At 56.2% G+C, this 21,979-nt stretch carries 25 protein-coding genes and 1 other RNA gene; 11 read left to right on the top strand and 15 right to left on the bottom strand.

Going from position 1 to position 21,979, the window contains the following annotated elements; translation table 11 throughout:
* Positions 1–30 precede the first annotated feature (30 nt).
* The 3 genes from ubiH to RHM65_RS07435 form a co-directional block, all read right to left on the bottom strand.
* Entirely contained in the window at positions 31–1,218 is a 1,188-nt protein-coding gene (gene ubiH, locus RHM65_RS07445; RefSeq protein WP_322166575.1) for a 2-octaprenyl-6-methoxyphenyl hydroxylase, read from the bottom strand.
* Entirely contained in the window at positions 1,215–2,549 is a 1,335-nt protein-coding gene (gene pepP / locus RHM65_RS07440) for a Xaa-Pro aminopeptidase (RefSeq protein ID WP_322166576.1), read from the bottom strand. The genes ubiH and pepP overlap by 4 nt, the downstream gene beginning before the upstream one ends.
* An 82-nt stretch (positions 2,550–2,631) precedes the next feature.
* Complete coding sequence (locus tag RHM65_RS07435) at positions 2,632–3,186, bottom strand: YecA family protein (protein ID WP_322166577.1); 555 nt, start codon at positions 3,184–3,186, stop codon at positions 2,632–2,634.
* Positions 3,187–3,368: 182 nt separating this feature from the next.
* Between RHM65_RS07435 and RHM65_RS07430 the strand changes: the two genes are divergently transcribed.
* The 5 genes from RHM65_RS07430 to RHM65_RS07410 all read left to right on the top strand — a co-directional run bounded on the left by RHM65_RS07430 (position 3,369) and on the right by RHM65_RS07410 (position 5,638).
* Positions 3,369–3,578 carry a TIGR02449 family protein gene (locus tag RHM65_RS07430; RefSeq protein ID WP_322166578.1) on the top strand — a complete coding sequence of 70 codons (210 nt, stop codon included), beginning with the start codon at positions 3,369–3,371 and terminating at the stop codon, positions 3,576–3,578.
* On the top strand, positions 3,575–3,892 hold the full coding sequence (locus RHM65_RS07425) for a cell division protein ZapA (RefSeq protein WP_322184589.1): 318 nt from the start codon (positions 3,575–3,577) through the stop codon (positions 3,890–3,892). The genes RHM65_RS07430 and RHM65_RS07425 overlap by 4 nt, the downstream gene beginning before the upstream one ends.
* A 32-nt stretch (positions 3,893–3,924) precedes the next feature.
* Positions 3,925–4,103: non-coding RNA, 6S RNA (gene ssrS, locus RHM65_RS07420), on the top strand.
* Positions 4,104–4,189: 86 nt separating this feature from the next.
* Positions 4,190–4,810: a 5-formyltetrahydrofolate cyclo-ligase gene (locus RHM65_RS07415; RefSeq protein WP_322166580.1), complete on the top strand. Its 621-nt coding sequence runs from the start codon at positions 4,190–4,192 to the stop codon at positions 4,808–4,810.
* Positions 4,811–5,188: 378 nt separating this feature from the next.
* Positions 5,189–5,638, top strand: a complete 450-nt coding sequence (locus RHM65_RS07410; protein WP_322166581.1) for an EVE domain-containing protein — start codon at positions 5,189–5,191, stop codon at positions 5,636–5,638.
* A 9-nt stretch (positions 5,639–5,647) separates the two neighbouring features.
* Here the strand turns inward: RHM65_RS07410 and RHM65_RS07405 are convergent, their stop codons facing one another.
* Positions 5,648–6,055, bottom strand: a complete 408-nt coding sequence (locus RHM65_RS07405; protein ID WP_322166582.1) for a flagellar basal body-associated protein FliL — start codon at positions 6,053–6,055, stop codon at positions 5,648–5,650.
* A 131-nt stretch (positions 6,056–6,186) separates the two neighbouring features.
* Between RHM65_RS07405 and RHM65_RS07400 the strand changes: the two genes are divergently transcribed.
* Positions 6,187–7,164, top strand: a complete 978-nt coding sequence (locus RHM65_RS07400; protein ID WP_322184588.1) for an NADPH:quinone oxidoreductase family protein — start codon at positions 6,187–6,189, stop codon at positions 7,162–7,164.
* A 58-nt stretch (positions 7,165–7,222) separates the two neighbouring features.
* Here RHM65_RS07400 and RHM65_RS07395 read toward each other — a convergent pair whose 3' ends face one another.
* Positions 7,223–7,903, bottom strand: a complete 681-nt coding sequence (locus RHM65_RS07395; protein WP_322166584.1) for a gamma-glutamylcyclotransferase — start codon at positions 7,901–7,903, stop codon at positions 7,223–7,225.
* 306 nt (positions 7,904–8,209) lie between these two features.
* Between RHM65_RS07395 and RHM65_RS07390 the strand changes: the two genes are divergently transcribed.
* Positions 8,210–8,698 (top strand): sn-glycerol-3-phosphate transporter, encoded by a 489-nt coding sequence (locus RHM65_RS07390; protein ID WP_322166585.1) that lies wholly within the window; start codon positions 8,210–8,212, stop codon positions 8,696–8,698.
* Between the two features lie 7 nt (positions 8,699–8,705).
* Here RHM65_RS07390 and RHM65_RS07385 read toward each other — a convergent pair whose 3' ends face one another.
* The 5 genes from RHM65_RS07385 to trxA form a co-directional block, all read right to left on the bottom strand.
* On the bottom strand, positions 8,706–9,674 hold the full coding sequence (locus RHM65_RS07385) for a CDP-6-deoxy-delta-3,4-glucoseen reductase (protein ID WP_322166586.1): 969 nt from the start codon (positions 9,672–9,674) through the stop codon (positions 8,706–8,708).
* Entirely contained in the window at positions 9,674–11,140 is a 1,467-nt protein-coding gene (gene ubiD, locus RHM65_RS07380) for a 4-hydroxy-3-polyprenylbenzoate decarboxylase (RefSeq protein WP_322184587.1), read from the bottom strand. Before ubiD ends, RHM65_RS07385 begins: the two co-directional genes overlap by 1 nt.
* Positions 11,141–11,202: 62 nt before the next feature.
* On the bottom strand, positions 11,203–13,161 hold the full coding sequence (locus RHM65_RS07375) for an acyltransferase family protein (protein ID WP_322184586.1): 1,959 nt from the start codon (positions 13,159–13,161) through the stop codon (positions 11,203–11,205).
* Positions 13,162–13,238: 77 nt separating this feature from the next.
* Positions 13,239–14,498 (bottom strand): transcription termination factor Rho, encoded by a 1,260-nt coding sequence (rho, locus tag RHM65_RS07370; RefSeq protein ID WP_322166589.1) that lies wholly within the window; start codon positions 14,496–14,498, stop codon positions 13,239–13,241.
* A gap of 230 nt (positions 14,499–14,728) precedes the next feature.
* On the bottom strand, positions 14,729–15,058 hold the full coding sequence (trxA, locus tag RHM65_RS07365; RefSeq protein WP_322166590.1) for a thioredoxin TrxA: 330 nt from the start codon (positions 15,056–15,058) through the stop codon (positions 14,729–14,731).
* A 311-nt stretch (positions 15,059–15,369) separates the two neighbouring features.
* On the opposite strand from trxA, the gene RHM65_RS07360 reads away from it, so the two are divergent.
* The 4 genes from RHM65_RS07360 to RHM65_RS07345 are packed head-to-tail and all read left to right on the top strand — an operon-like array spanning position 15,370 to position 18,207.
* Positions 15,370–16,155 carry a transporter substrate-binding domain-containing protein gene (locus RHM65_RS07360; protein ID WP_322166591.1) on the top strand — a complete coding sequence of 262 codons (786 nt, stop codon included), beginning with the start codon at positions 15,370–15,372 and terminating at the stop codon, positions 16,153–16,155.
* 15 nt (positions 16,156–16,170) lie between these two features.
* The gene (locus tag RHM65_RS07355) at positions 16,171–16,836 is read left to right on the top strand and encodes an amino acid ABC transporter permease (protein WP_322184585.1); all 666 of its coding nucleotides are present in this window, start codon (positions 16,171–16,173) and stop codon (positions 16,834–16,836) included.
* Positions 16,833–17,483 carry an amino acid ABC transporter permease gene (locus tag RHM65_RS07350; RefSeq protein ID WP_322171260.1) on the top strand — a complete coding sequence of 217 codons (651 nt, stop codon included), beginning with the start codon at positions 16,833–16,835 and terminating at the stop codon, positions 17,481–17,483. The genes RHM65_RS07355 and RHM65_RS07350 overlap by 4 nt, the downstream gene beginning before the upstream one ends.
* On the top strand, positions 17,470–18,207 hold the full coding sequence (locus RHM65_RS07345) for an amino acid ABC transporter ATP-binding protein (protein WP_322184584.1): 738 nt from the start codon (positions 17,470–17,472) through the stop codon (positions 18,205–18,207). Before RHM65_RS07350 ends, RHM65_RS07345 begins: the two co-directional genes overlap by 14 nt.
* Before the next feature lie 69 nt (positions 18,208–18,276).
* Here the strand turns inward: RHM65_RS07345 and RHM65_RS07340 are convergent, their stop codons facing one another.
* From RHM65_RS07340 to RHM65_RS07320, 5 genes are read right to left on the bottom strand one after another with little or no spacing between them, the layout of a single operon-like run.
* Positions 18,277–18,756 carry a hypothetical protein gene (locus tag RHM65_RS07340; protein WP_322184583.1) on the bottom strand — a complete coding sequence of 160 codons (480 nt, stop codon included), beginning with the start codon at positions 18,754–18,756 and terminating at the stop codon, positions 18,277–18,279.
* Complete coding sequence (locus RHM65_RS07335) at positions 18,753–19,259, bottom strand: Hcp family type VI secretion system effector (RefSeq protein ID WP_322166595.1); 507 nt, start codon at positions 19,257–19,259, stop codon at positions 18,753–18,755. The genes RHM65_RS07340 and RHM65_RS07335 overlap by 4 nt, the downstream gene beginning before the upstream one ends.
* A 15-nt stretch (positions 19,260–19,274) precedes the next feature.
* Positions 19,275–19,979 carry a hypothetical protein gene (locus RHM65_RS07330; RefSeq protein WP_322184582.1) on the bottom strand — a complete coding sequence of 235 codons (705 nt, stop codon included), beginning with the start codon at positions 19,977–19,979 and terminating at the stop codon, positions 19,275–19,277.
* A complete protein-coding gene (locus RHM65_RS07325; RefSeq protein ID WP_322166597.1) occupies positions 19,976–20,572 on the bottom strand; it encodes a hypothetical protein in 597 nt (198 codons plus the stop codon). Before RHM65_RS07325 ends, RHM65_RS07330 begins: the two co-directional genes overlap by 4 nt.
* On the bottom strand, positions 20,569–21,729 hold the full coding sequence (locus RHM65_RS07320; protein WP_322166598.1) for a DUF2515 family protein: 1,161 nt from the start codon (positions 21,727–21,729) through the stop codon (positions 20,569–20,571). The genes RHM65_RS07325 and RHM65_RS07320 overlap by 4 nt, the downstream gene beginning before the upstream one ends.
* Positions 21,730–21,979: the final 250 nt, after the last annotated feature.

Below are 21,979 nucleotides of genomic sequence, written 5' to 3'. Positions count from 1 at the left end.
CGCGTGAGCCGTGGTGTAGAAATTCGGGCATCAAACATCGGGGCGAGTTCCCAGCCCCATGGCTTGACGGGCAAACCAACTTTTTGCGGGTGGCAACAGGTCCAATCCCAGCAGGCCCAGGTTGCGCCCCGCGCCCACCATAGGTTGAGCGCTGCCGAACAGCCGCGTGACTTGATCGGAAAAGCCCACGGTCAACAGCTGGTCCAGCCGCTGGCACTCACGATAAGCCTGCAACGTGGCGAAATCACCCGGCAGTTTTTTGCTCGCCAGCAGCGCTTCGGCCAATGCATTGGCGTCGCGCAACGACAAATTGAAGCCCTGCCCGGCAATCGGATGCAGGCTGTGAGCGGCATTACCCAACACCGCGAGATGCGGGCGGACTTGCTCTTGCGCCTCAACCAGCTTTAGCGGATACAAATGCCGTGCGCCTACCTGCTGCAACGCACCCAAGCGATAGCCGAACACGTTTTGTAGTTCACTGAGAAAACTGCGCTCATCCAGTGCGGCCAGACGCTCGGCGTCCATCCCCGTACGGGTCCAGACCAAGGCGCAACGGTTCTCCGGCAACGGCAACAACGCCATCGGGCCGTCATCGGTGAAGCGCTCGAATGCTTGCCCGCAATGGGCTTCACTCGGCGTGATGTTGGCGATCAGCGCGCTCTGGTTGTAGGGCCGCTCAGTGACGCCGATCCCCAATTGCTCGCGCAGCCCCGAACGGCCGCCATCGGCGAGTATCGCCAGGTCGCATTCCACTTCGGTTTCGTCATCGAGGGTAAGTCGATAGCCATCGCCCAAGGGTTGCATGCGCTTGACCTCGGCCGGACAGCGCCAACTGATCACGTCGCTGTCCAGGCCCTGCCACAGGCATTGACCCAACCAGGCGTTTTCCACCACGTAACCCAATGCCGGCACGCCCTCTTCCATTGCCGACAATCGAGCTGCGCCGAAGCGCCCACGGTCAGACACCAGGATTTGCAGGATCGGCTCAGCGCGGCGGCTGATGTGCTGCCAAAGGCCTAAACGCTCGTAAATTTTTCGCGCACCGAAAGACAACGCCGACGAACGTGCGTCGTAGCTCGGCTGATAGGAGTCACCGGGGGCGAAGGGCTCGATCAGAACGATCTTCCAGCCCCGGGCCTTTGCTCCGGCCTGCAGCGCCAACGCCAAGCTTGCACCGACCAGACCGCCGCCGACGATTGCAATATTGACCCGGCTCATGCGGCCTCGGCACGTGCAGCGGCCATCAAGGCCTCGATAGCCGCGACCGTCTTGGGCACGCCACTGGAAAGCACTTCACAGCCTTGTTTGGTCACCACCACGTCATCCTCGATCCGCACACCGATCCCTCGCCATTTCTTCGCGACGCCCTGATTGTCCGGGGCAATATAAATCCCCGGCTCCACGGTCAGCGTCATGCCGACTTCCAAAACGCGCCATTCGCCGCCGACTTTGTAATCGCCAACATCATGTACGTCCATGCCGAGCCAATGACCGGCACGGTGCATGTAAAACGCTTTATAGGCTTCGCTGATGATCAACTCATCAACCTCGCCCTGCAACAAGCCCAACTCGACCAAGCCGGTGGTAATCACTAGAACCGTAGCTTCGTGCGCCTGGTTCCAATGTTTGTTCGGCCCAATGGCTGCAAACGCGGCTTCCTGGGCTTTGAGCACCAACTCGTAGATCGCTTTTTGCTCGGGCGAAAACCTGCCGCTGACCGGAAACGTGCGGGTGATGTCACTGGCGTAGCAGTCGATTTCACAGCCCGCGTCAATCAACACCAGGTCACCGTCCTTGAGCACCGCGTCGTTCTGCTGGTAATGCAGGATGCAGGCATTGCGGCCTGAAGCGACGATGGAACCGTAGGCCGGCATCTTCGCCCCGCCTTTGCGAAACTCGTAATCCAGCTCAGCTTCGAGGCTGAACTCGTGCAAACCGGCACGGCTGGCTTGCATGGCTCGAACATGGGCGCGCGCGGAAATTTCGGCCGCGCTGCGCATGACCTTAATTTCAGCGGCTGATTTATACAGGCGCATGTCATGCAGCAGATGATCCAGCGCAACGAATTCGTTCGGCGGCTGCGCGCCCATGTTGGCTTTAGAGCGGATGACGTTGATCCAGTCCATCACATGGCGATCAAACTCGGGGTTGCTGCCCATGGCCGAGTAGACCCGATCACGACCTTCGATCAGGCCGGGAAGAATGTCGTCGATATCATTGATCGGAAACGCATCATCGGCGCCGAAATCCCGTATCGCGCCTTCTTGTCCGGCGCGCAAACCGTCCCACAGCTCACGCTGCGGGTTGCGTTCGCGACAGAACAACACGTACTCGCCGTACTCACGACCGGGTATCAGCACGATGACCGCTTGCGGCTCTGGAAAACCGCTGAGGTACTGGAAGTCGCTGTCCTGGCGATAGACATGCTCGACATCGCGGTTGCGAATAGCCACCGCAGCAGCCGGCAAAATAGCGATGCTGTTGGGGACCATTTGCGCCATCAGGGCTTTGCGGCGCCGGGCGTAATCCGACTTCGGGATATGGGTCATAAGCAGGTGAAGTCCCCTTTTGGGTGCTGTGCGCGGCAGGCCTGACTACAGGCCGACAGTGGCCAGCACCAATATTGAGCGATCAGTGCAAGGAAGGCTTTGGTTCAGGTGCAGCGGGCTTGTTGCATTCGGTGAACAGAAGCAATGGCGCGACACGCAGGTATTCCATCACTTCCATGTAGTCTCCTTCGCCATCTTCGGATTCTTCCAGCGCATCCTGGACCTGAGCGATAGCCGAAAGATCTTGAAGCACTTCCATGGCTTCAGCGCTGATTGCATTGTCGCGGGCAGTAAGGCCGAAACCGGCTAAAAAGCCCTGGCACCATTGGCCGAGGGCGATGGCACGCTCGCCCAAGGGTGCATCGTCAGTCGGCAACAACAGCACGACGGTCATGTCATCACTGGTCAGTTCGCCTTTGACCATCTCTTGCAGGCCAATCAGCGCCTGGCGGATATTGTCTTCCGGTGCAGCGCCGAGGACTTCGCTAGCATCGACCATCCAGCCGTCGATGTCGAAACCTGCGCCGGCACAACTGCGGCCCAGCAAAAGGCCATGCAGCTCAGCGGGAGAAACGGGATGGCCACCGGCATTAAGCAGGGCGGCGAAAGCTTTGTACGGAGAATTCTGAATGGGCATGGGTAACTAGGCGCCAAGCGGCGCAATGTCTAGAATGGAGGCCTTGTATCGTAGGGCGTGCGCTCATTTATTTCCAGCAATTGCACCAGCGGACACGCCAAGACTGTCCGGCAAGCCCTTTTGAACGACTATCAAGGCGTCTGCATCTGCGCCATTCATCAGAAAGTATTCAGTGGGACACAATGGAAGATACCGATCTACAAGCGTTGATGGCTCGGCTGGAACTGCTGATCAAGCGTGTCGAGCAACTAAAAAGCCAAAACGGACTCTTAGTAGCTCAGGAAAAATCCTGGCGCGAGGAACGCGCTCATCTCATTGAAAAAAACGAAATCGCCCGCCATAAGGTGGAATCCATGATTTCGCGCCTCAAGGCCCTGGAGCAAGACACATGAGCTCAAATAACAGCGTAACCGTCCAGATTCTCGACAAGGAATACTCGATCATCTGCCCCCAGGAAGAGCGCACCAACTTGGTCAGTGCGGCGAAGTACCTGGATGGAAAGATGCGTGAAATCCGCAGCAGTGGCAAAGTCATCGGGGCTGATCGGATCGCCGTAATGGCTGCGCTGAACATCACCCACGACTTGCTGCATAAGCAGGATTTACCTGACGTTCAGACCAGTGAGTCGACCCGCGAGCAAGTGCGCGATCTGCTGGAAAGGGTTGATCTAGTGCTGGCCACTGATCCGGAACCCACCCAAAAGTGATTCTTCGGAAAGGTTTCGGGTATACTTCCGACCGCTCCCTGGAGTGCTAGCCAGTCGGTCATGTCCCTGAGCCGATACGCACAACCACGGGGGTTGCACGTTGGGGACGGTGTGCATGTCCGCTTGACGGAAAGCCTTAAGTCCTCCTGCAATCTCCACCTTGAACTTTCGGGTTCAAGGGCTACACCGACAGCGGTTCGTCGGGGAGTCTTTATTTTTATTCATGGCCAGTCTTGCTGTCTGGCGATGATCTTTCCGATTCGGCGCCCTGCCGAATTTGACTCTGGATTTACCTGAATGACCAGTCCCGCGCCACTTTCGCGGCAACAACTGCGTACTCAGTTGCGCAAAGCTCGTCGCGCTTTGAACCCCAGCCAGCAACGTCAAGCCGCTCGCGGTTTGTATCGCCAGCTCGCACAAAACCCACTGTTCCGCCGCGCCAGACACATAGCGTTGTATATCCCCAACGACGGTGAAATCGATCCGCGCTTGCTGCTGCGTGCAGCTCAACGACGCGGCAAGAAAACCTATCTGCCTGTGCTCAGCGCCTGGCCGCGCACCAAGATGGTTTTTCAGCGCGTTCATCAAGGGGAAAAATTACGGCCTAACCGCTTCCGCATCCCCGAACCACGAATCAACGTCGCCCGGCAGCGAGTTATTTGGGCGCTGGATTTGATTCTTATGCCGTTGGTGGGTTTCGACGATGTGGGTGGGCGATTGGGCATGGGCGGTGGATTTTATGACCGTAGCCTGGCGTATCAATCCCGCAGAAAAACCTGGGAGAAGCCCGTTTTGCTTGGGTTGGCCCACGAGTGTCAGAAGGTCGATCAAATAGCGCAGGCCAGTTGGGACGTGCCCTTGCAAGGCACCGTGACCAATAAGCGCTGGTATCAAGGAGTCAATAAGGAACGGGGCTAGACGCTGCTCATGATTGCAGCGTCTGGAAGATCAATCAGTGTCGCGGTGGCTTTTGATGTTGCTGCTGAGAAATTTCGACAGGTGCATCAGACTTATTCGTCCACAGACTCTGCGCGTAGCCGGTGGTTACTACACCCAAACCGAACACGAAAGCTAAAATCCACAAGATATCCGGTTTGCGTTTCATCGATTGCCCCCCTTGGGCAAATCAATGCGTTACTGGCCGCGGTTTTTAAAGCCGCTGCAACAACGCGTTGCTTAAAATCCCGCGCATTCTCCGACAAACTTGACTTTCGCGCAAATGATGGCCTCAACCGACCGTCGGTTTGTCATAAAATTACCTCACTTTTATTCACCCCCGATTCAGGAGCAGCACCCATGGCCTACTGGCTGATGAAATCCGAGCCGGAAGAACTCTCGATCAAAGACCTCCAACGTCTGGGCGAAACTCGCTGGGACGGCGTGCGCAATTATCAGGCGCGCAACTTCATGCGGGCGATGGCGCCGGATGACAAGTTTTTCTTTTATCACTCCAGTTGCGCACAACCAGGAATTGTCGGTATCGGGCGTATCGTCGATGCCGCTTACCCGGACCCGACGGCCCTGGATCCGGGCGGGGCTTATTTCGATGCTAAATCCAGCGAGAAAAAAAATCGCTGGAGCGCCGTGAACGTCAGCTTCGTCGAGGCGTTCCCGCAGGTGCTTAAAATCAGTTATCTGAAGCAACAGAGCGCGCTGGAACAGTTACCCTTGGTGCAAAAAGCTACCCGACTTTCCGTCATGCCCGTCAGCGCCGAACAATGGCAAGCGATCCTGGCGCTGCTCTGATGTGAAGCGTTACTGAATGATCAGGTTGTTGAAGAGCAAATCCTCAACAACCGGCTTACCTTCTTCATCACTCATGACTTGCTGGGTCTGTTTCAGCGCTTCCTGACGCAGTTTTTCCTTCGCATCGACGTTGTTCATGGTGTCTACGGTTTGCTGCGAAAACAGCGCGACCAGTTGATTACGGATCAGTGGTTCGTTGTGCCTGACCGCTTTTTCCGCGTCGGCACCGGTCACCCGCAGCGCGATATCGGCTTTATAGACGTGCAGCTTTTGCCCGCCATCAAGGCCGTAATTGCCCACCAGCGCAGGGCTGAGGGAAACATAGGCCACTTTGCTGGCGTCGCCTTCTTTAGACTCTTCGGCCGATGCCACAATGGGCAGCGCCACAGCCAACAACATGATGATCCACGCTTTCACAGTCCACTCCTCATCCGATTTGTTGCGTAGCTTACTGCACTTATGTCTGCTTATTTGGCTCCGGCATTCTGATTGACCCAGAAACCTGCCTATCTACACTTATCGGCCATAACTATAAAAGGAATAGTCCGATGAAAGCCGTGCTGTGCAAAGCCTTCGGCCCTGCCGAAACCTTGGTGCTGGAAGACGTCGCCAGCCCCGAAGCGAAGAAAAACGAGATCGTGCTAGATGTACACGCGGCAGGGGTCAACTTCCCGGACACGCTGATCATCGAAGGTAAATATCAGTTCAAACCGCCCTTCCCTTTTTCACCGGGCGGCGAAGCATCGGGCGTAATTTCGGCCGTCGGTGAAAAAGTCAGCCACCTGAAAGTCGGTGACCGGGTGATGGCGTTGACCGGCTGGGGCAGCTTCGCCGAACAGATCGCCGTAGCCGGCTACAACGTCCTGCCCATCCCCGACGCGATGGACTACATCACCGCCGCTGGTTTCAGCATGACCTACGGCACCTCCATACACGCCCTCAAGCAGCGCGCCAACCTGCAACCCGGCGAAACCCTGCTAGTACTTGGCGCCTCAGGCGGCGTAGGCCTCGCCGCCGTCGAAATCGGCAAAGCCATGGGCGCCAAAGTCATCGCCGCCGCCAGCAGCGCGGAAAAACTTGCCGTAGCCAAAGCAGCCGGCGCCGATGAGTTGATCAACTACAGCGACACTAATCTCAAAGACGAGATCAAACGCCTCACCAACGGGCTGGGCGTTGACGTTATTTACGACCCGGTGGGCGGGGATCTGTTTGACCAAGCGGTGCGGTCAATTGCCTGGAATGGCCGGTTGTTGGTGGTGGGGTTCGCCAGCGGGCGTATTCCTGAACTGCCGGTAAACCTGGCGCTGTTGAAAGGCGCTTCAGTGGTTGGGGTTTTTTGGGGGTCTTTTGCGCAACGGCAGCCGCTGGATAATGCGGCTAACTTCCAACAGTTATTTGCGTGGTATGCGCAAGGGAACCTAAAGCCGTTGGTGTCTCAGGTATATCCACTGGAAAAGGCGGGTGAGGCGATTGATTCATTGGCGCAGAGGAAAGCGGTTGGGAAGGTAGTTGTTGGCGTTAGATGACGGGGATTAAGAGCCCGGGCCGCTGCGTTGGCGGCTCGGGCGTCCAAAGCCATAACTATTACCCTGCACTACCCTGTGAGACCGAATTCATTCGTTTGAGCTTCGCTTCCAGATTCAGATCCGGCATGGCGTGGCTGCGCAGGCAGGTGGCGGTTTGTTCAACGTAGTCGCGGGTGCTGCCGTTGCGGCCGCTGGCGCTGGCGAGGACTTGGCTGAGGACACTGTCGGGCAGATTACCCGCGTAGCTGGGGAGGTGGCGTTCGAGTACGAAGCCCAAGGCTTGAACTCGCGTGCCGTCTTCAAGGCGGCAGCCTAGCCAGTGAGGTCGATACGAGGGATAAGGCATCTCGCGCTGCCAAAGGGCGAGCAGTGATTCTTGCAGGCATTCTTCGGGCAATCGATAGGCGAACCCACTGCAGGAGCCGCCGCGATCGAGGCCGAACACAAGGCCAGGAAGTTCTGGTGTGCCACGGTGTTCGTGGGACCAAAGGTACAAACCGCGATGATAACCGTGCACTCGTCCGCGCTGACGCTCTACGGCGGAGCATTCCGGCCGCCAAATGAGCGAGCCATAAGCGAATAACCACACAGGGCCACCTTGATGCAGCTTCATGGTGTCTTGCATAGAGCTGAGCAGTTGTTCACGCGTTAACTGCGGGCCGAGGTCAATTACCGGTGGGTAACTGAGCTCCAGACCGATGTGGGCAGCCGTGATCAAACTGTTGAGTTCATTCCCCATTGCTTTCCCCCTGGCATTACCACGCCAGTTGTCGCTGACCTGATGCATTTCATGCAATTTGTAATCCACTGCCGGCACTGATCTTCCAGGCGGTAGTGAACACAAAGACGCTGCAGTTTGCGCAGCGGTCACCGTTATAGCTTAGAAGCCTTGACCGTCGATCTTAAATACCGAATTCGCATAGCCGGTGACCGTTCAACCTTATAGGAAATTTCCGACACATTTTGTAGGCATCGCCCACCTTCCAAGCCGTAGGACAGATCTGTATAAAGCCGCCCCTTGGCATTAAATGCTCAGAGGACAACGATGAACGTTAGAAAATACAAGCGCTGGGCATTAGCCGGAGTGCTGGCGGCGTTAGCACCCATCGACGCGAGTGAAGCCACCGAAAACAACGACGACGGTTTTTGGCTCGTTCAGACCAGCGTGTACACCCGGCACTTTTCCCCAGACCCTGAACACAATAATCGGCAGCAACTGATCGGGCTTGAACGCAATGAGGGGTCGGGCTTGCTGTACGGGGCCGCCACGTTTCGAAACTCATACGACCAACGATCAGCCTACGGTTATGTCGGCAAGCGCTTTGAGAGCGATGACTACCCGGTGTACGTAAAAATTTCGGGAGGGTTGATGTATGGCTATCGGGGCGAATACCGCGACAAGATTCCGTTCAACCGCTTTGGCGTTGCGCCGGTGATTATCCCATCGGTGGGTGTCCATCTCGGCCCTGTCACGGCCGAGGCGGTTTTGTTGGGATTTTCGGCGACGATGGTGAACGTGGGGGTTCGTTTCTGAGGCTGAATCAGCCTCTGGGCGCGTAGGCAAAAACGTCGGCATGCATCTGGTGCGCGTCCATTCCGGCATTGACCAAGGCGTCGAGCGTTGCGTAAACCATTGCCGGGGAGCCGCTGGCGTAGACAATCACCGACGACAAATCGCTGATGTCCTGGCTGACCGCTTCATGCAGCATGCCGCAACGCCCTTCCCACCCGCATAAATCGCTGACGACTTTATGCAAAAACAGGTTAGGCAGCTGTTTCCACTCGTCCCAGTGGGGCATCTCATAGAACTCTTCAGGGCGTCGAACGCCCCAGTAGAGGTGCACCGGGTGTTGAAAACCCTTGGCGCGGCAATGCTCAATCAAGCTTTGCATCTGTCCCATGCCGGTACCGGCGGCGATCAGCACCAGCGGGCCATTGGGCAAATCGGCCAGGTGCGAATCGCCATACGGCAGCTCGACGTTAACCATGCTGTTGCGCTGCAACTGTTCGACAAGACTCAACGCACTGGCTTCACGGGCCAGGACGTGCAATTCAAGATCGCGCCCGCGGTGAGGCGATGAAGCCATGGAAAACGCCGATTTCTCGCCGTTTTCGCGTTCGATCATCAAATACTGCCCGGCGTGATAGCGCGGCGGCTTGCCGGCCGGCGCCCGGAGGCGGATGCGCCAGACGTCGCCACCGACCTCAACGCACTCGGTAATTTGGCAGGCCAGCTTGCGCAACGGCAATTCGTTACGCGCCAACACGCCATCCCACATCACTACGCAGTCTTCCAGCGGCTCGGCCAGGCAGGTGTAGAACTCGCCATGATCACGCTCCTCACCCGCTTGCATGACTCGACCTTCGACCAACAACGCAGAGCAAATATGGCAATTGCCATTGCGGCAACTCTGCGGGCAGTCATAGCCTAGACGTTGTGCAGCGTCGAGTATTCGCTCGCCGGGCAACATCTCCAGTACCGCACCAGACGGCTGCAAGGTTACACGCATCAATCTATTCCTAACTCATTCCAAATATCGTCGATCCGGCGTGTCACCGCTTCATCCTTGACGATAACCCGACCCCACTCGCGCGTGGTTTCACCCGGCCATTTATGTGTTGCGTCCAAACCCATCTTCGAACCCAAGCCGGAGACTGGCGAGGCGAAATCGAGATAGTCGATCGGCGTATTTTCGATCATCACCGTGTCGCGCTTGGGGTCCATGCGCGTGGTAATGGCCCAGACCACATCGTTCCAGTCCCGAGCGTTAATGTCATCGTCGGTGACAATAACGAACTTGGTGTACATGAACTGTCGCAGAAACGACCAGACGCCGAGCATTACGCGCTTGGCGTGGCCGGGATACTGTTTCTTGATGGTCACGATGGCCATGCGGTAGGAACAGCCTTCAGGCGGCAAGTAGAAATCGGTAATCTCTGGAAACTGCTTTTGCAAGATGGGCACGAACACTTCGTTTAGCGCTACACCAAGGATAGCGGGCTCATCAGGTGGCCGACCGGTGTAGGTGCTGTGGTAAATCGGTTTGATTCGATGGGTAATGCGTTCGACCGTGAACACTGGGAAGCTGTCGACTTCATTGTAATACCCGGTGTGGTCGCCGTACGGCCCTTCATCGGCCATCTCGCCGGGATGAATTACGCCTTCGAGGACGATTTCCGCGCTGGCCGGAACTTGCAGGTCGTTGCCACGGCATTTGATCAGCTCGGTGCGATTACCACGCAGCAAGCCAGCAAATGCGTATTCGGACAAGCTGTCAGGCACCGGCGTCACTGCGCCGAGAATCGTTGCCGGGTCAGCGCCCAACGCCACGGCCACCGGAAACGGCTTGCCGGGGTGCTTCTCGCACCACTCCCTGAAATCCAGCGCACCGCCACGGTGGCTCAGCCAGCGCATGATGACCTTGTTGCGGCCAATCACTTGCTGACGATAAATACCGAGGTTTTGGCGGTCCTTGTTCGGACCTTTGGTGACGGTCAGGCCCCAGGTGATCAGCGGACCGACATCGCCCGGCCAACACGTCTGGACCGGCAACATACCGAGGTCGACATCATCGCCTTCGATGACCAGTTCCTGGCACGGCGCGTCTTTGACGACCTTGGGCGCCATGGCGATGATTTTGCGAAAAATAGGCAGCTTGGACCACGCGTCCTTCAGGCCTTTGGGCGGCTCCGGCTCTTTGAGAAACGCCAGCAGCTTGCCGATTTCACGCAGTTCGCTGACGGCCTCAGCGCCCATGCCCATGGCCACGCGCTGTGGCGTACCGAACAGATTACCGAGTACGGGAATGTCATAACCGATGGGGTTTTCAAAGAGCAAGGCCGGACCTTTGCTGCGCAAGGTTCGGTCGCAAATTTCGGTCATCTCAAGCACCGGCGAGACGGGCACCTTAATGCGTTTCAACTCTCCGCGCTGCTCAAGCTGCTGCACGAAATCCCGAAGGTCCTTGAATTTCATTGATCAGGCCATTCCTAAAATAGACGCACATCCTACCTGCTCTGAAGCGTGAATAGGCGACGTCAGCGGGCATTTTCGCTCAAGAAAATCGTCTCGAACAATGGCTTCATACGTTCGCCACCCTGATCCGACAGGTGATTTTCGTCCATGTACAACGGCGCACCGTTTACTTCGGCCCGACAAATACCCCCGGCGCACAACAGCGCGGACGGATCGAGCACCCGCACTTGGGCGTCGGCGGCGCTCAATTGCGCGAACACGCCGTCGATGAACTGTTCTCGCGCTTTATATTCAGCGACGGGGCGGCCCACCAGCGACGCCGAACGACCGATCATGGCTAGACTGCTCAGGCGACCGATGGTGCCCGGTCGTTGCATCGGCACCTCTTTGAACAGCCAAACCCTGGCACCGGTTTCGCGTAAACGGGCAACCATGCTGCGCAGATCGTCCGCCATGTGTTGCTCGGCACTGCCCTGGTTATCCGCGCGGAACACCACGTATTTTCGGTCACCGTTCTCTTCGCCATACAGGTAAAGACTCCAGCGACCCGCCAACACCACATCGTGAACCTTTTCGCGACGGACCAGCGCCAACGTCTGCTGATTGAAGTCTTCGCACTGCTGACGAACATTCGCACCAATGATCGGCGGGCAACCCGCCAGACTGGCCAGCCAGACCGGCATGCCATAACGCTCTGCATCCGCCCGAAGCGCGGGGGTCAACGCGGCAGCATGGCTATCACCCCACACCAATTGCAGCGGCGGAGTGTCGGCGGCCCCGCCAAAACGGCACACCGTGTTTAAGTCCGGACTTTCCGTGCGCATGAGGCACGCCATCTGTCCTTGGGTCCAATGACGCGCTTGGGCATAACGCATGGCTTGCGCGGACAAACGTTCAGGTACGCCATCCTTCCAACGTATCGTTTGGCCAACCATGGCCAGCACCAACATGCTAATAGCGGCAGTAACCACAACTGACCCACGACCGGCCACCAAACGCTTTTGCCTGAAGGGAAGTTCCACAAAACGCCAACTCAGGTAAGCCAACACGAAACTGAGCAGCACCCACAAACAGGCTTCATTGAACTGCAGGCCGTCGACCGATGCCGCGTTGGCGTAGACAAAAATCGGCCAATGCCAGAGGTACAGTGAATAAGAGATCAACCCAATGCCTACCAGCGCCGGCATGCTCAGGAGTCGCCCCACCCATGTTGGGGACTGACCATTAGCCCAAATCATGGCCGTAGCGCCCACGACTGGAAGCAATGCCGCACACCCCGGAAATAGCGTGTTTTTGTCCAGCCAACACACTGCCAGCATCACGGCCGCCAGCCCTGCCGCGCTCACCGCCTGATACACCCACGGGCGCAGACTGCGTTGCGAAACCGGCAGCACGGCCAGCATTGCCCCGCACAACAACTCCCACGCGCGCATCGGCAATAAAAAGAACGCCACGTCGGGTTGCCGATTTACGGTCCAGACATTAAGCAAAAACGAGCCCACTAATAACGCAAACAATGCCCATCGCCAACGCCGGAGGTAACGCGTAAGCAGGACCATCAGCAGCGGAAAGAAAATGTAGTACTGCTCTTCGACCGCCAGTGACCAGGTGTGCAGTAACGGCTTGAAGGCCGAGGCGGCATCGAAGTAACCGTCTTGGCGCATGAAGAGAATGTTGGAGGCGAACATCGCCTGATAACGAACGGTTCGACCCAGCTGCGCATAATCGTTAGGCGGCAGCAGCAACCAACCGACTAACAGCGTGGCGCCCATCACCAGACTCAATGCCGGGATGATGCGTCGGGCACGCCGCGACCAAAACTCATAAAAACTGAACCGCCCGGCTTCGATCTCTCGGCAGATGATTGAGGTAATCAGGAATCCTGAAATGACAAAAAACACATCGACGCCGACAAAGCCGCCGCTGAAGCCGTTGAATCCATAATGAAACAAGACGACCGGGATGACGGCCAGCGCCCGTAATCCGTCGATGTCACGACGATTGCCAAGGATGTAATTCACTTCCGTGTTCCAAAAAAAAATGGTGTCCCTAAGGACACCACTCTTTTTGTACGGTTCAGCCGGGTTGAATCAGCGGCTTATTTGCGCTTCATCGACAGGAAGAACTCGTCGTTGGTCTTGGTCTGCTTCAGCTTGTCGATCAGGAATTCGATAGCCGCGACTTCGTCCATTGGGTGCAGCAATTTGCGCAGAATCCACATCCGTTGCAGCTCGTCATCAGCTGTCAGCAACTCTTCGCGGCGGGTGCCGGAACGGTTGATGTTGATGGCCGGGAACACGCGTTTTTCAGCGATCTTACGATCCAACGGCAGTTCCATGTTGCCCGTGCCTTTGAATTCTTCGTAGATCACTTCATCCATCTTCGAGCCGGTTTCAACCAGCGCGGTAGCGATGATGGTCAGCGAGCCGCCTTCTTCGATGTTCCGTGCAGCACCGAAGAAACGTTTCGGCTTCTCCAGGGCGTGAGCATCGACACCACCCGTGAGTACCTTGCCGGAGCTTGGGATCACGGTGTTATAGGCACGAGCCAGACGGGTGATGGAGTCGAGCAGGATCACCACGTCTTTTTTGTGTTCGACCAAACGCTTGGCCTTCTCGATCACCATTTCGGCAACCTGTACGTGCCGGGTTGGTGGCTCGTCGAAGGTCGAAGCAACCACTTCGCCGCGCACGGTGCGCTGCATTTCGGTTACTTCTTCTGGACGCTCATCGATCAGCAAAACGATCAGATGGACTTCCGGGTTGTTACGCGTGATGTTCGCCGCGATGTTCTGCAGCATGATGGTTTTGCCGGCTTTCGGCGGCGCAACGATCAGACCACGCTGGCCTTTACCAATCGGGGCGCAAAGATCGATCACCCGGCCGGTAAGGTCTTCAGTCGAACCGTTACCGACTTCCATCTTCATCCGAATAGTCGGGAACAACGGCGTCAGGTTTTCGAAAAGAATCTTGTTCTTCGCGTTTTCCGGACGGTCGTAGTTGATCGTGTCGACCTTGAGCAGGGCGAAATAACGCTCGCCTTCTTTAGGCGGACGGATCTTGCCGACTATGGTGTCGCCGGTGCGCAGGTTGAAACGGCGGATCTGGCTCGGCGAGACGTAAATATCGTCTGGACCGGCAAGGTAGGAGGCATCTGCAGAGCGGAGGAAACCGAAGCCGTCCTGGAGAATCTCCAGCACGCCATCACCGGAAATTTCCTCGCCACTCTTGGCGTGCTTTTTCAGCAGGGAAAAAATCACATCCTGCTTGCGCGAACGGGCCATATTTTCTATGCCCATCTGTTCGGCCATTTCGAGCAGATCGGTAATCGGCTTTTGCTTGAGTTCAGTCAGGTTCATATAGGAATGACGTAATCATGTATGGGAGGGGAAATTAAGCTTTTGGCTTAATGAGGCCGCGCCGCAGAGAAGGCGACAGGATCGCGTACTAATTCGAAAGGAGAAGCGTCGGCGACGGCTAGCAGGGGGCAATGGAGAAACCATTGCGGGGCCGAATGTAACACTGGACTTTCAGGGCGTCTAGTCCCGGCCACATAAAAAACCCCGCTGTATGCGGGGCTTTAGGTGCTTCAGATGTTGCTGTCGAGAAATGCAGTCAGCTGCGACTTCGACAGAGCGCCCACTTTGGTGGCCTCGACGTTACCGTTCTTGAACAACATCAAGGTCGGAATGCCGCGAACGCCGTGCTTGGCAGGTGTTTCCTGGTTTTCGTCGATGTTCAACTTGGCAATCGTCAACTTGCCTTTATAGGTCTCGGCGATTTCGTCCAGGACCGGGGCAATCATTTTGCATGGGCCACACCACTCAGCCCAGTAATCAACCAGTACCGCGCCTTCAGCCTTCAGGACTTCTGCTTCGAAGCTGGCGTCACTGACGTGTTTAATAAGATCGCTACTCATGGAAAGTCTCCGAGGTCGTAGGCTAAAAATCGTGGTCCATCATAGCGGTACTCACCGGGTTCAGGAAGCCGAGGTTGATTGACTCTTGCTATGGTCCTGCATGAGTCAGGCAATAACTTGGCACCATCAAGCATCAAAGCAGGCCCAAAGTCAGTGCAAAACTGTGCGCCAAAACGGAGCGACATGCGCGCTAACAGGCCACAGCACGCAGCTACCCGGTCGCCTGGACCCCGAAAGCTGGAGTAGCAAAGCGCTGGCATGCACTGTGCACTGGATAGAGACATGCCTTTCGTATGACTCGGAGTCTTCCTATGAAAAAGTGCTACAGCGTCTTACTCACTGCTCTGTTTGCGAGCCTGATGCTCGGCCAAGCGCCCGCTCACGCTAATGGGCTGGACGACGTGATGACCCGAGGCGTATTGAAGGTGGCGGTGCCTCAGGACTTTCCACCCTTCGGCTCGGTCGGCCCAGACATGCAGCCGCGCGGGCTGGACATCGACACCGCACACCTGCTGGCTGACCAATTGAAGGTCAAGCTGCAATTAACGCCGGTCAACAGCACTAACCGCATCCCGTTTCTGACCACAGGCAAAGTTGATGTGGTGATCTCAAGCCTAGGCAAGAACCTTGAGCGCGAAAAAGTCATCGATTTTTCCCGTGCCTATGCGCCTTTCTATCTCGCTGTCTTCGGCCCGCCCGATGCGCCCATCAAAGAACTCAGTGATTTGACCGGCAAAACCATCAGCGTGACCCGGGGTGCGATTGAAGACATCGAGCTGACCAACGTGGCCCCGGAAGGCGTGACCATTAAGCGCTTCGAGGACAACAACTCGACCATCGCCGCCTACCTCGCCGGCCAAGTGGATCTGATCGCCAGCGGCAACGTGGTCATGGTCGCCATCAGCGAACGCAACCCGAAACGCATTCCCGCGTTGAAGGTGAAGCTAAAGGACTCGCCAGTGTATGTGGGCGTTAACAAAAACGAGCCGGAGTTACTGGCCAAGGTTAACGAGATCCTCACGGCCGCCCTTGCCGACGGTGCGCTGGAAAAGAACTCGCAGCTATGGCTCAAACAACCGCTGCCGGCTGGCTTCTGATCTGGAGCCCCCGCCATGTCGTATCACTTCGATTTCCTGCCGGTCCTGCAAAACGCCAACCTGTTGCTGCGGGGGGCTTTATTCACCTTGGAACTGACGGCCATCGGCACGCTGTTCGGGGTTGGCCTTGGCATTGTCGGTGCGGTGTGCAGAGCGTGGAACATCCGCCCGTACTCATCGATTTTCGGCGTGTACGTCGAGCTGATCCGTAACACGCCATTTCTGGTGCAACTGTTCTTCATTTTCTTCGGCTTACCGTCGCTGGGGGTGAAGATTTCAGAGTGGGAAGCGGCCGTGTTGGCGATGGTGGTCAACTTGGGTGCGTACTCCACCGAGATCATTCGTGCTGGCATTCAGGCCGTATCAAGGGGGCAACTCGAAGCAGCGGCCGCTTTGGCCATGAGTCGCGCCGAGGCGTTTCGTCATGTGGTGTTGATTCCGGCGTTGGGCAAAGTCTGGCCCGCGCTGACCAGCCAAATCATCATCGTCATGCTGGGCTCGGCGGTCTGCTCACAGATCGCTACCGAAGAGTTGAGCTTCGCCGCCAACTTCATCCAGTCGCGCAACTTCCGGGCGTTCGAAACGTACATCGTCACCACGCTGATTTACCTGTGCATGGCCGTACTGATCCGCCAGTTATTGGCGTGGGTCGGGCGACGCTACATTTCGAGGAGCAACTGATGGATTTCACCCTTTGGGACGTCGTGCGCAACTTGCTTATCGGCCTGCAATGGACCGTGGCGCTGTCGCTGGTGGCATTCGTCGGCGGCGGTGTTATCGGGTTGCTGGTAATGACCCTGCGGATTTCGACGTTGAGCGCGCCGCGCTGGCTGGCGCGGGTGTACATCGAGTTGTTTCAGGGCACGCCGTTGCTGATGCAGCTGTTTCTGGTGTTCTTCGGTGTCGCGTTACTGGGCATCGATATCTCGCCTTGGTTCGCTGCCGCGCTGGCACTGACCCTGTTTACCAGCGCGTATTTGGCTGAAATCTGGCGCGGCTGTGTTGAGTCAATTGCTCATGGTCAGTGGGAGGCCTCTGCCAGCCTGGCGCTGTCGCCTTTTGAGCAATTGCGTTACGTGATTTTGCCCCAAGCCCTGCGCATTGCGGTGGCACCCACCGTTGGATTCTCGGTGCAAGTGATCAAAGGCACCGCTGTGACCTCGATCATTGGCTTCACGGAGCTGACCAAAACCGGCGGCATGCTAGCCAACGCTACCTTTCAACCGTTCTTGGTCTATGGCTTCGTCGCCCTCGGCTATTTCCTGCTCTGTTACCCCTTGTCGCTCAGTGCCCGCTATCTGGAAAGGAGACTGCATGCCGTTGCTTAGAATTTCCGCCCTGCACAAATACTACGGCGACCACCATGTGCTCAAAGGTATCGACCTAACCGTTGAAGAAGGTCAGGTGGTGGCGATCATCGGCCGCAGTGGTTCGGGTAAAAGCACCTTGCTGCGCACGCTCAATGGCCTGGAGTCGATCAACGACGGCGTCATTGAAGTCGATGGCGAGTACCTCGACGCCGCCCGCGCCGACCTGCGCAGCTTGCGGCAGAAAGTCGGCATGGTGTTTCAGCAATTCAACCTGTTCCCGCATTTGAGCGTGGGCGAGAATGTCATGCTCGCGCCGCAGGTGGTGCAGAAGGTGCCCAAAGCCAAAGCGGCGCACCTTGCGCGGCAGATGCTGGAGCGCGTGGGGCTGGGGGAAAAATTCGATGCCTTCCCTGATCGCTTGTCCGGCGGTCAGCAACAGCGCGTGGCGATTGCTCGGGCGTTGGCCATGTCACCCAAAGTGCTGCTGTGCGATGAAATCACCTCCGCCCTCGACCCCGAACTGGTCAACGAAGTGCTGAGCGTCGTGCGCCAACTGGCCAAAGACGGCATGACCCTGATCATGGTCACCCACGAAATGCGCTTTGCCCGGGAAGTGGGCGATAAGTTGGTGTTCATGCATGAGGGCAAGGTTCACGAAACCGGTGATCCGAAGATTCTTTTTGCTAACCCACGTACGCCGGAATTGGCTAACTTTATTGGCTCGGTAGAGCACGGGGACTGAGTGAACTTCGATGAAGCGCTGAAAATAAATCAATCCCCTCAGGCCATGTCATCTAATAACATGCCGTTGTTAGCGGTTTCCTAACAGCACTGACAGCCTCGCTCTTTTCGATGCCACCGGGAAAGTGCCAAACCCTTGAGCATCGACTCGTCGCGGGCCTGACTCCCCCTCAAATTCGCCAAAATAGTTTTGGCTAACAATAAATTCTTCTGTTTCTGTATCAAACAGACGAAATATCAATTTGGGGGGGATTATTTGCGGTGGGGGATTCTCTAATGCTGCCAGCATTCTTTGATGGCGAGCGTGCGGCTCGAAATCGCCCCAGTCAAACGTGCGCGCCTCAGGCTTGGTCAGCACCCACTCGCCGCGCTCGACTTGTTCCCAGACATAACGATCGTGATAGACCATCGACGCGCGCCGTAATTCGGCCAGACCTTCGATTTCCCGATGCCCCGCTAACAGTCTTTTGACTATCACCAGTGCTTCAGCGGGAGGATGGACGTATTTTTTCTCATCCATTTGGAGTGTGCGACGATGCACCAACTTCATGCCGAAGTCCCCTCATCCCAGTAGTCGGAACCCATCGTTCCACAGGTTTCATGAGTCGAGGCGATGGTCCGATACGTAAACGTAACAGTTTCCAAGGGAGTGATATGAGCCACTGCAGGATCGCGCCAACGCGGCATTGAAATATGAATATCGGTAATGAGGGCGTCTGTGTATACCATGGTGAAATAGTGTTCTTGAAAGCCGCCGGGTGAAACTCGATACCAATCCAATGTGCATAGGCTAAGTGTTTCACCCGTGCGCCACGCTTCGAACAGTAACGGGGTCGACTTGTCGAGCATCTTGGTAATGATGAAAGGCCCATGAACCCGATGGCCGGATTGCGCCCCTTGGGGACGACCAAAATGTTGATCAAATGACTCCACAAGAATTTGATCTTCTCGTCCGAGCTGGTAGTTATTGCCAATTGATTCTAACGACGAACAGCCTCCAGTAATCAATTTTTGTTTTTCGCCGATAATGGTTAAGTAGGTCGGCATGGACATGGGGGTACTCCTTGGCTAGACAGATTTATTTTTAGATTGGGTTAGTTGAGGTGAAACTTGCCAATTGACTGTGACAAATTCAGTTGAATCTATTAGGTAGCGCCAATGAGGCCGAGTCATGGGTAAGGGGTAAGGGGTCCAAGGCTTGGCAACTTCAAGGGTGATCTTATAGCGCTCTTCTTCGGGGTGTTTGCGGTCTTCAAAACGATGCACTGTGAGCGTGGCCTGATACTTGTCGCCGGCATACCAATAAGTTGTGCCTCCCTTGTTGGCATCGCGCAATCGAGCACGCCATTGGGGCGTGTCGGCAAAGGGTGGATATTTTTTGTGATTTCTATCTATCCACCCGCCGCGTCGCCATTGGTCCTGAAGTTCCAAGACAACCTTCAATGCATCATCGAGCAATAACGGTTCAATGTGCGGATGTATAGTTAGGCTCTGAACAATGTCGTCCTTGAATACAACTAAAAGTTCAGCGCTCTTTGGAGTAATAAATCCAAATTGCGGGTCGGTGAATCGTAATTGCACGTCGGAATGTGGTACGGCCGGCCATATCCCCCCACCGGGATAAGGTGAAGTAAAGCGGGCTGACGACTGTTGTCGCATCTCCTCGTAGGTTCCACCTATCACCAAGGCGATCTCTCGCTCGTACCATGAACGCAAAACGTATGCGGCTAATAGCGCCACAACTATAAGTAAGGCCCAACGACACCAGCTCATGGGAAAGGCAACCAAGGCTTGGCAACATTTAGAACTATCTTATAACGCTCTTCGTTAGGATATTTATCGTACTTGAAACGCCCCATATCTAACATGGCCTGATACTTTTCACCGGCCTGCCAATAAGTGGTTCCACCCTTGTTCACATCGCGCAACTTAGCGCGCCATTCAGGTGTATCGGCAAAGTCTGGATTCTTTTCCTGGTTACTGCCCACCCAACCACTCTGACGCCATTGCGCTTCCAGATCCATCACGACTTTTAGTGCATCATCGAGCAACAAGGGTTCGGTCTGCGGAGATATAACCAAACTCTGAATAATGTTGTCCTTGAATACAACTAAAAGCTCAGCGCTCTTTGGAGTAATAAATCCATATTGCGGGTCGGTGAATCGTAATTGCACGTCGGAATGTGGTACGGCCGGCCATATCCCCCCGCCGGGATAAGGTGAAGTAAAGCGGGCTGACGAAAGCTTTCGCATGTCTTCGTAGGTTCCACCTATCACCAGGGCGATCTCCCGTTCGTACAACGACCGCGCGACATTGGCTCCCCATACCGCTAGTAGTGCCAGGCAAAACCAATATCGCCGTTTCATCGGACACCCGATCCTTCGGCGATATCTTTTATTGACTGTTCCAGCAAGGGTCGATTTTCGTCGCCCAGCATCTCATCGAAACGTTCCGCTGCTTGCATCACGAAGGCTATGCGCTGCTCGTAAGCTGACAAGTCTGCAAACGGGTTGCTGCTGAATTCGAGGGTGCGTCCATCCTCGACCGGCTGGCATTGGCTCGCCAGGGTCAGCTCAATCGCTTGAGCCACCCCCGATGGAAAACCGGTCACGTAGGAGACATGGTTACCGCGCAGTAGCAGTTTAAGTTGTGGGTCTTCGTAGATGGTCGGCTGGAGGATATTGAGCTGCTCATGTACCGCTAATTGCCTCACGCTCTCGGCAATATCTCCCTTTTCTATTGCCTTGAAGGCCTCAAGGATCTCATCATGTGGTCGCCCAAATCGAAGCCTTTCCTGCTCCACCAACCACATCACCGGAAACTTCGGATGACCATAAATCCCCGCCCGCTCTTTAAGACAAGTCCTTAGCTCCTCAAGCCCACGCTTTTTGTAAAACGCATGCAATGGGAAGATATCCAGAAACAAGGTGGTGTTGCCCAGCGCCATCATTTCGTAGACGTGCTGGAACTGTTGCTGCATCAAGGATGAGGGTTCCCCGCCCAGGCCAAGGTCGCCCAGGGGAACGGGATTATTGCTGCGGGCGGCTCGGTAATCCTCCAGTGCCTGCTGATCCGTATCGTTGAAAATATGAGCCCCGAGGAAACCGGGATTCGATGCCGCATTGGAGTCGATCAAGCGCTGCCTGGCGTCGCGCTCAGCTTGAATGACGTCAGTCATATCGGCCGCATGCAACAACCCGCAACCGACTTGCTTGGAGGCAAAGGCTGCCAGCCCGGCCCACTGAAAGCGGTTGTCGTGCAGCCACAACCGGGCATAGGCGGCGTTGATCACGCGGTTGCGTTCGATGGGGTCGGCGATCAGGACGCCGCCGGGGGCGACGATTTCTTCGGCTTCGCGCTGGAAGACTCGCCAGATTCCCGAGCAAGTCAAAAACGGCACGTCAACGACGTCCTGCATGACCCCGTACAACTCGATCCTGTGCGTCTCGCACTCTTCGATCGGTTTGGTGGGGTGGTTCAACAGCTGCGTGTCGCATTCGTGGTCTTTGAAACACTGGGTCATGGGGCTGGCTCCTGGCTAGAATTTCGCCACCCTATCAGCCAAAACCCAGCAAAAAACCGGCGAAAAGGGCAATCAGAAACGCCCTACAAGCCTTACAGCCAAGATCCTACAAATCGCAGAAGCAAAAAAATCGGAAATGCACGAAACCGGTGGTCCGTCGCGCAGCAAAAACGGTGCTGTAGGAGCAACTGTCTGCCGCACAATTTTTTTGGTTTCATACCTGAAGTTCTTTTCGGGCGCAGCCGATCGC

Source organism: Pseudomonas sp. CCI4.2, assembly GCF_034350045.1.
Lineage (GTDB): Bacteria > Pseudomonadota > Gammaproteobacteria > Pseudomonadales > Pseudomonadaceae > Aquipseudomonas.
The sequence above is the reverse complement of the archived record's forward strand: the minus strand, read 5'-3'. Positions and strand labels throughout refer to the sequence as shown.

Bases quoted from the DNA above. Each gene is read 5' to 3' on its own strand.
- ubiH (WP_322166575.1), bottom strand. From the start codon at position 1,218: ATGAGCCGGGTCAATATTGCAATCGTCGGCGGCGGTCTGGTCGGTGCA.
- pepP (WP_322166576.1), bottom strand. From the start codon at position 2,549: ATGACCCATATCCCGAAGTCGGATTACGCCCGGCGCCGCAAAGCCCTG.
- RHM65_RS07435 (WP_322166577.1), bottom strand. From the start codon at position 3,186: ATGCCCATTCAGAATTCTCCGTACAAAGCTTTCGCCGCCCTGCTTAAT.
- RHM65_RS07430 (WP_322166578.1), top strand. From the start codon at position 3,369: ATGGAAGATACCGATCTACAAGCGTTGATGGCTCGGCTGGAACTGCTG.
- RHM65_RS07425 (WP_322184589.1), top strand. From the start codon at position 3,575: ATGAGCTCAAATAACAGCGTAACCGTCCAGATTCTCGACAAGGAATAC.
- RHM65_RS07415 (WP_322166580.1), top strand. From the start codon at position 4,190: ATGACCAGTCCCGCGCCACTTTCGCGGCAACAACTGCGTACTCAGTTG.
- RHM65_RS07410 (WP_322166581.1), top strand. From the start codon at position 5,189: ATGGCCTACTGGCTGATGAAATCCGAGCCGGAAGAACTCTCGATCAAA.
- RHM65_RS07400 (WP_322184588.1), top strand. From the start codon at position 6,187: ATGAAAGCCGTGCTGTGCAAAGCCTTCGGCCCTGCCGAAACCTTGGTG.
- RHM65_RS07395 (WP_322166584.1), bottom strand. From the start codon at position 7,903: ATGGGGAATGAACTCAACAGTTTGATCACGGCTGCCCACATCGGTCTG.
- RHM65_RS07390 (WP_322166585.1), top strand. From the start codon at position 8,210: ATGAACGTTAGAAAATACAAGCGCTGGGCATTAGCCGGAGTGCTGGCG.
- RHM65_RS07385 (WP_322166586.1), bottom strand. From the start codon at position 9,674: ATGCGTGTAACCTTGCAGCCGTCTGGTGCGGTACTGGAGATGTTGCCC.
- ubiD (WP_322184587.1), bottom strand. From the start codon at position 11,140: ATGAAATTCAAGGACCTTCGGGATTTCGTGCAGCAGCTTGAGCAGCGC.
- rho (WP_322166589.1), bottom strand. From the start codon at position 14,498: ATGAACCTGACTGAACTCAAGCAAAAGCCGATTACCGATCTGCTCGAA.
- trxA (WP_322166590.1), bottom strand. From the start codon at position 15,058: ATGAGTAGCGATCTTATTAAACACGTCAGTGACGCCAGCTTCGAAGCA.
- RHM65_RS07360 (WP_322166591.1), top strand. From the start codon at position 15,370: ATGAAAAAGTGCTACAGCGTCTTACTCACTGCTCTGTTTGCGAGCCTG.
- RHM65_RS07355 (WP_322184585.1), top strand. From the start codon at position 16,171: ATGTCGTATCACTTCGATTTCCTGCCGGTCCTGCAAAACGCCAACCTG.
- RHM65_RS07345 (WP_322184584.1), top strand. From the start codon at position 17,470: ATGCCGTTGCTTAGAATTTCCGCCCTGCACAAATACTACGGCGACCAC.
- RHM65_RS07340 (WP_322184583.1), bottom strand. From the start codon at position 18,756: ATGAAGTTGGTGCATCGTCGCACACTCCAAATGGATGAGAAAAAATAC.
- RHM65_RS07335 (WP_322166595.1), bottom strand. From the start codon at position 19,259: ATGTCCATGCCGACCTACTTAACCATTATCGGCGAAAAACAAAAATTG.
- RHM65_RS07330 (WP_322184582.1), bottom strand. From the start codon at position 19,979: ATGAGCTGGTGTCGTTGGGCCTTACTTATAGTTGTGGCGCTATTAGCC.
- RHM65_RS07325 (WP_322166597.1), bottom strand. From the start codon at position 20,572: ATGAAACGGCGATATTGGTTTTGCCTGGCACTACTAGCGGTATGGGGA.
- RHM65_RS07320 (WP_322166598.1), bottom strand. From the start codon at position 21,729: ATGACCCAGTGTTTCAAAGACCACGAATGCGACACGCAGCTGTTGAAC.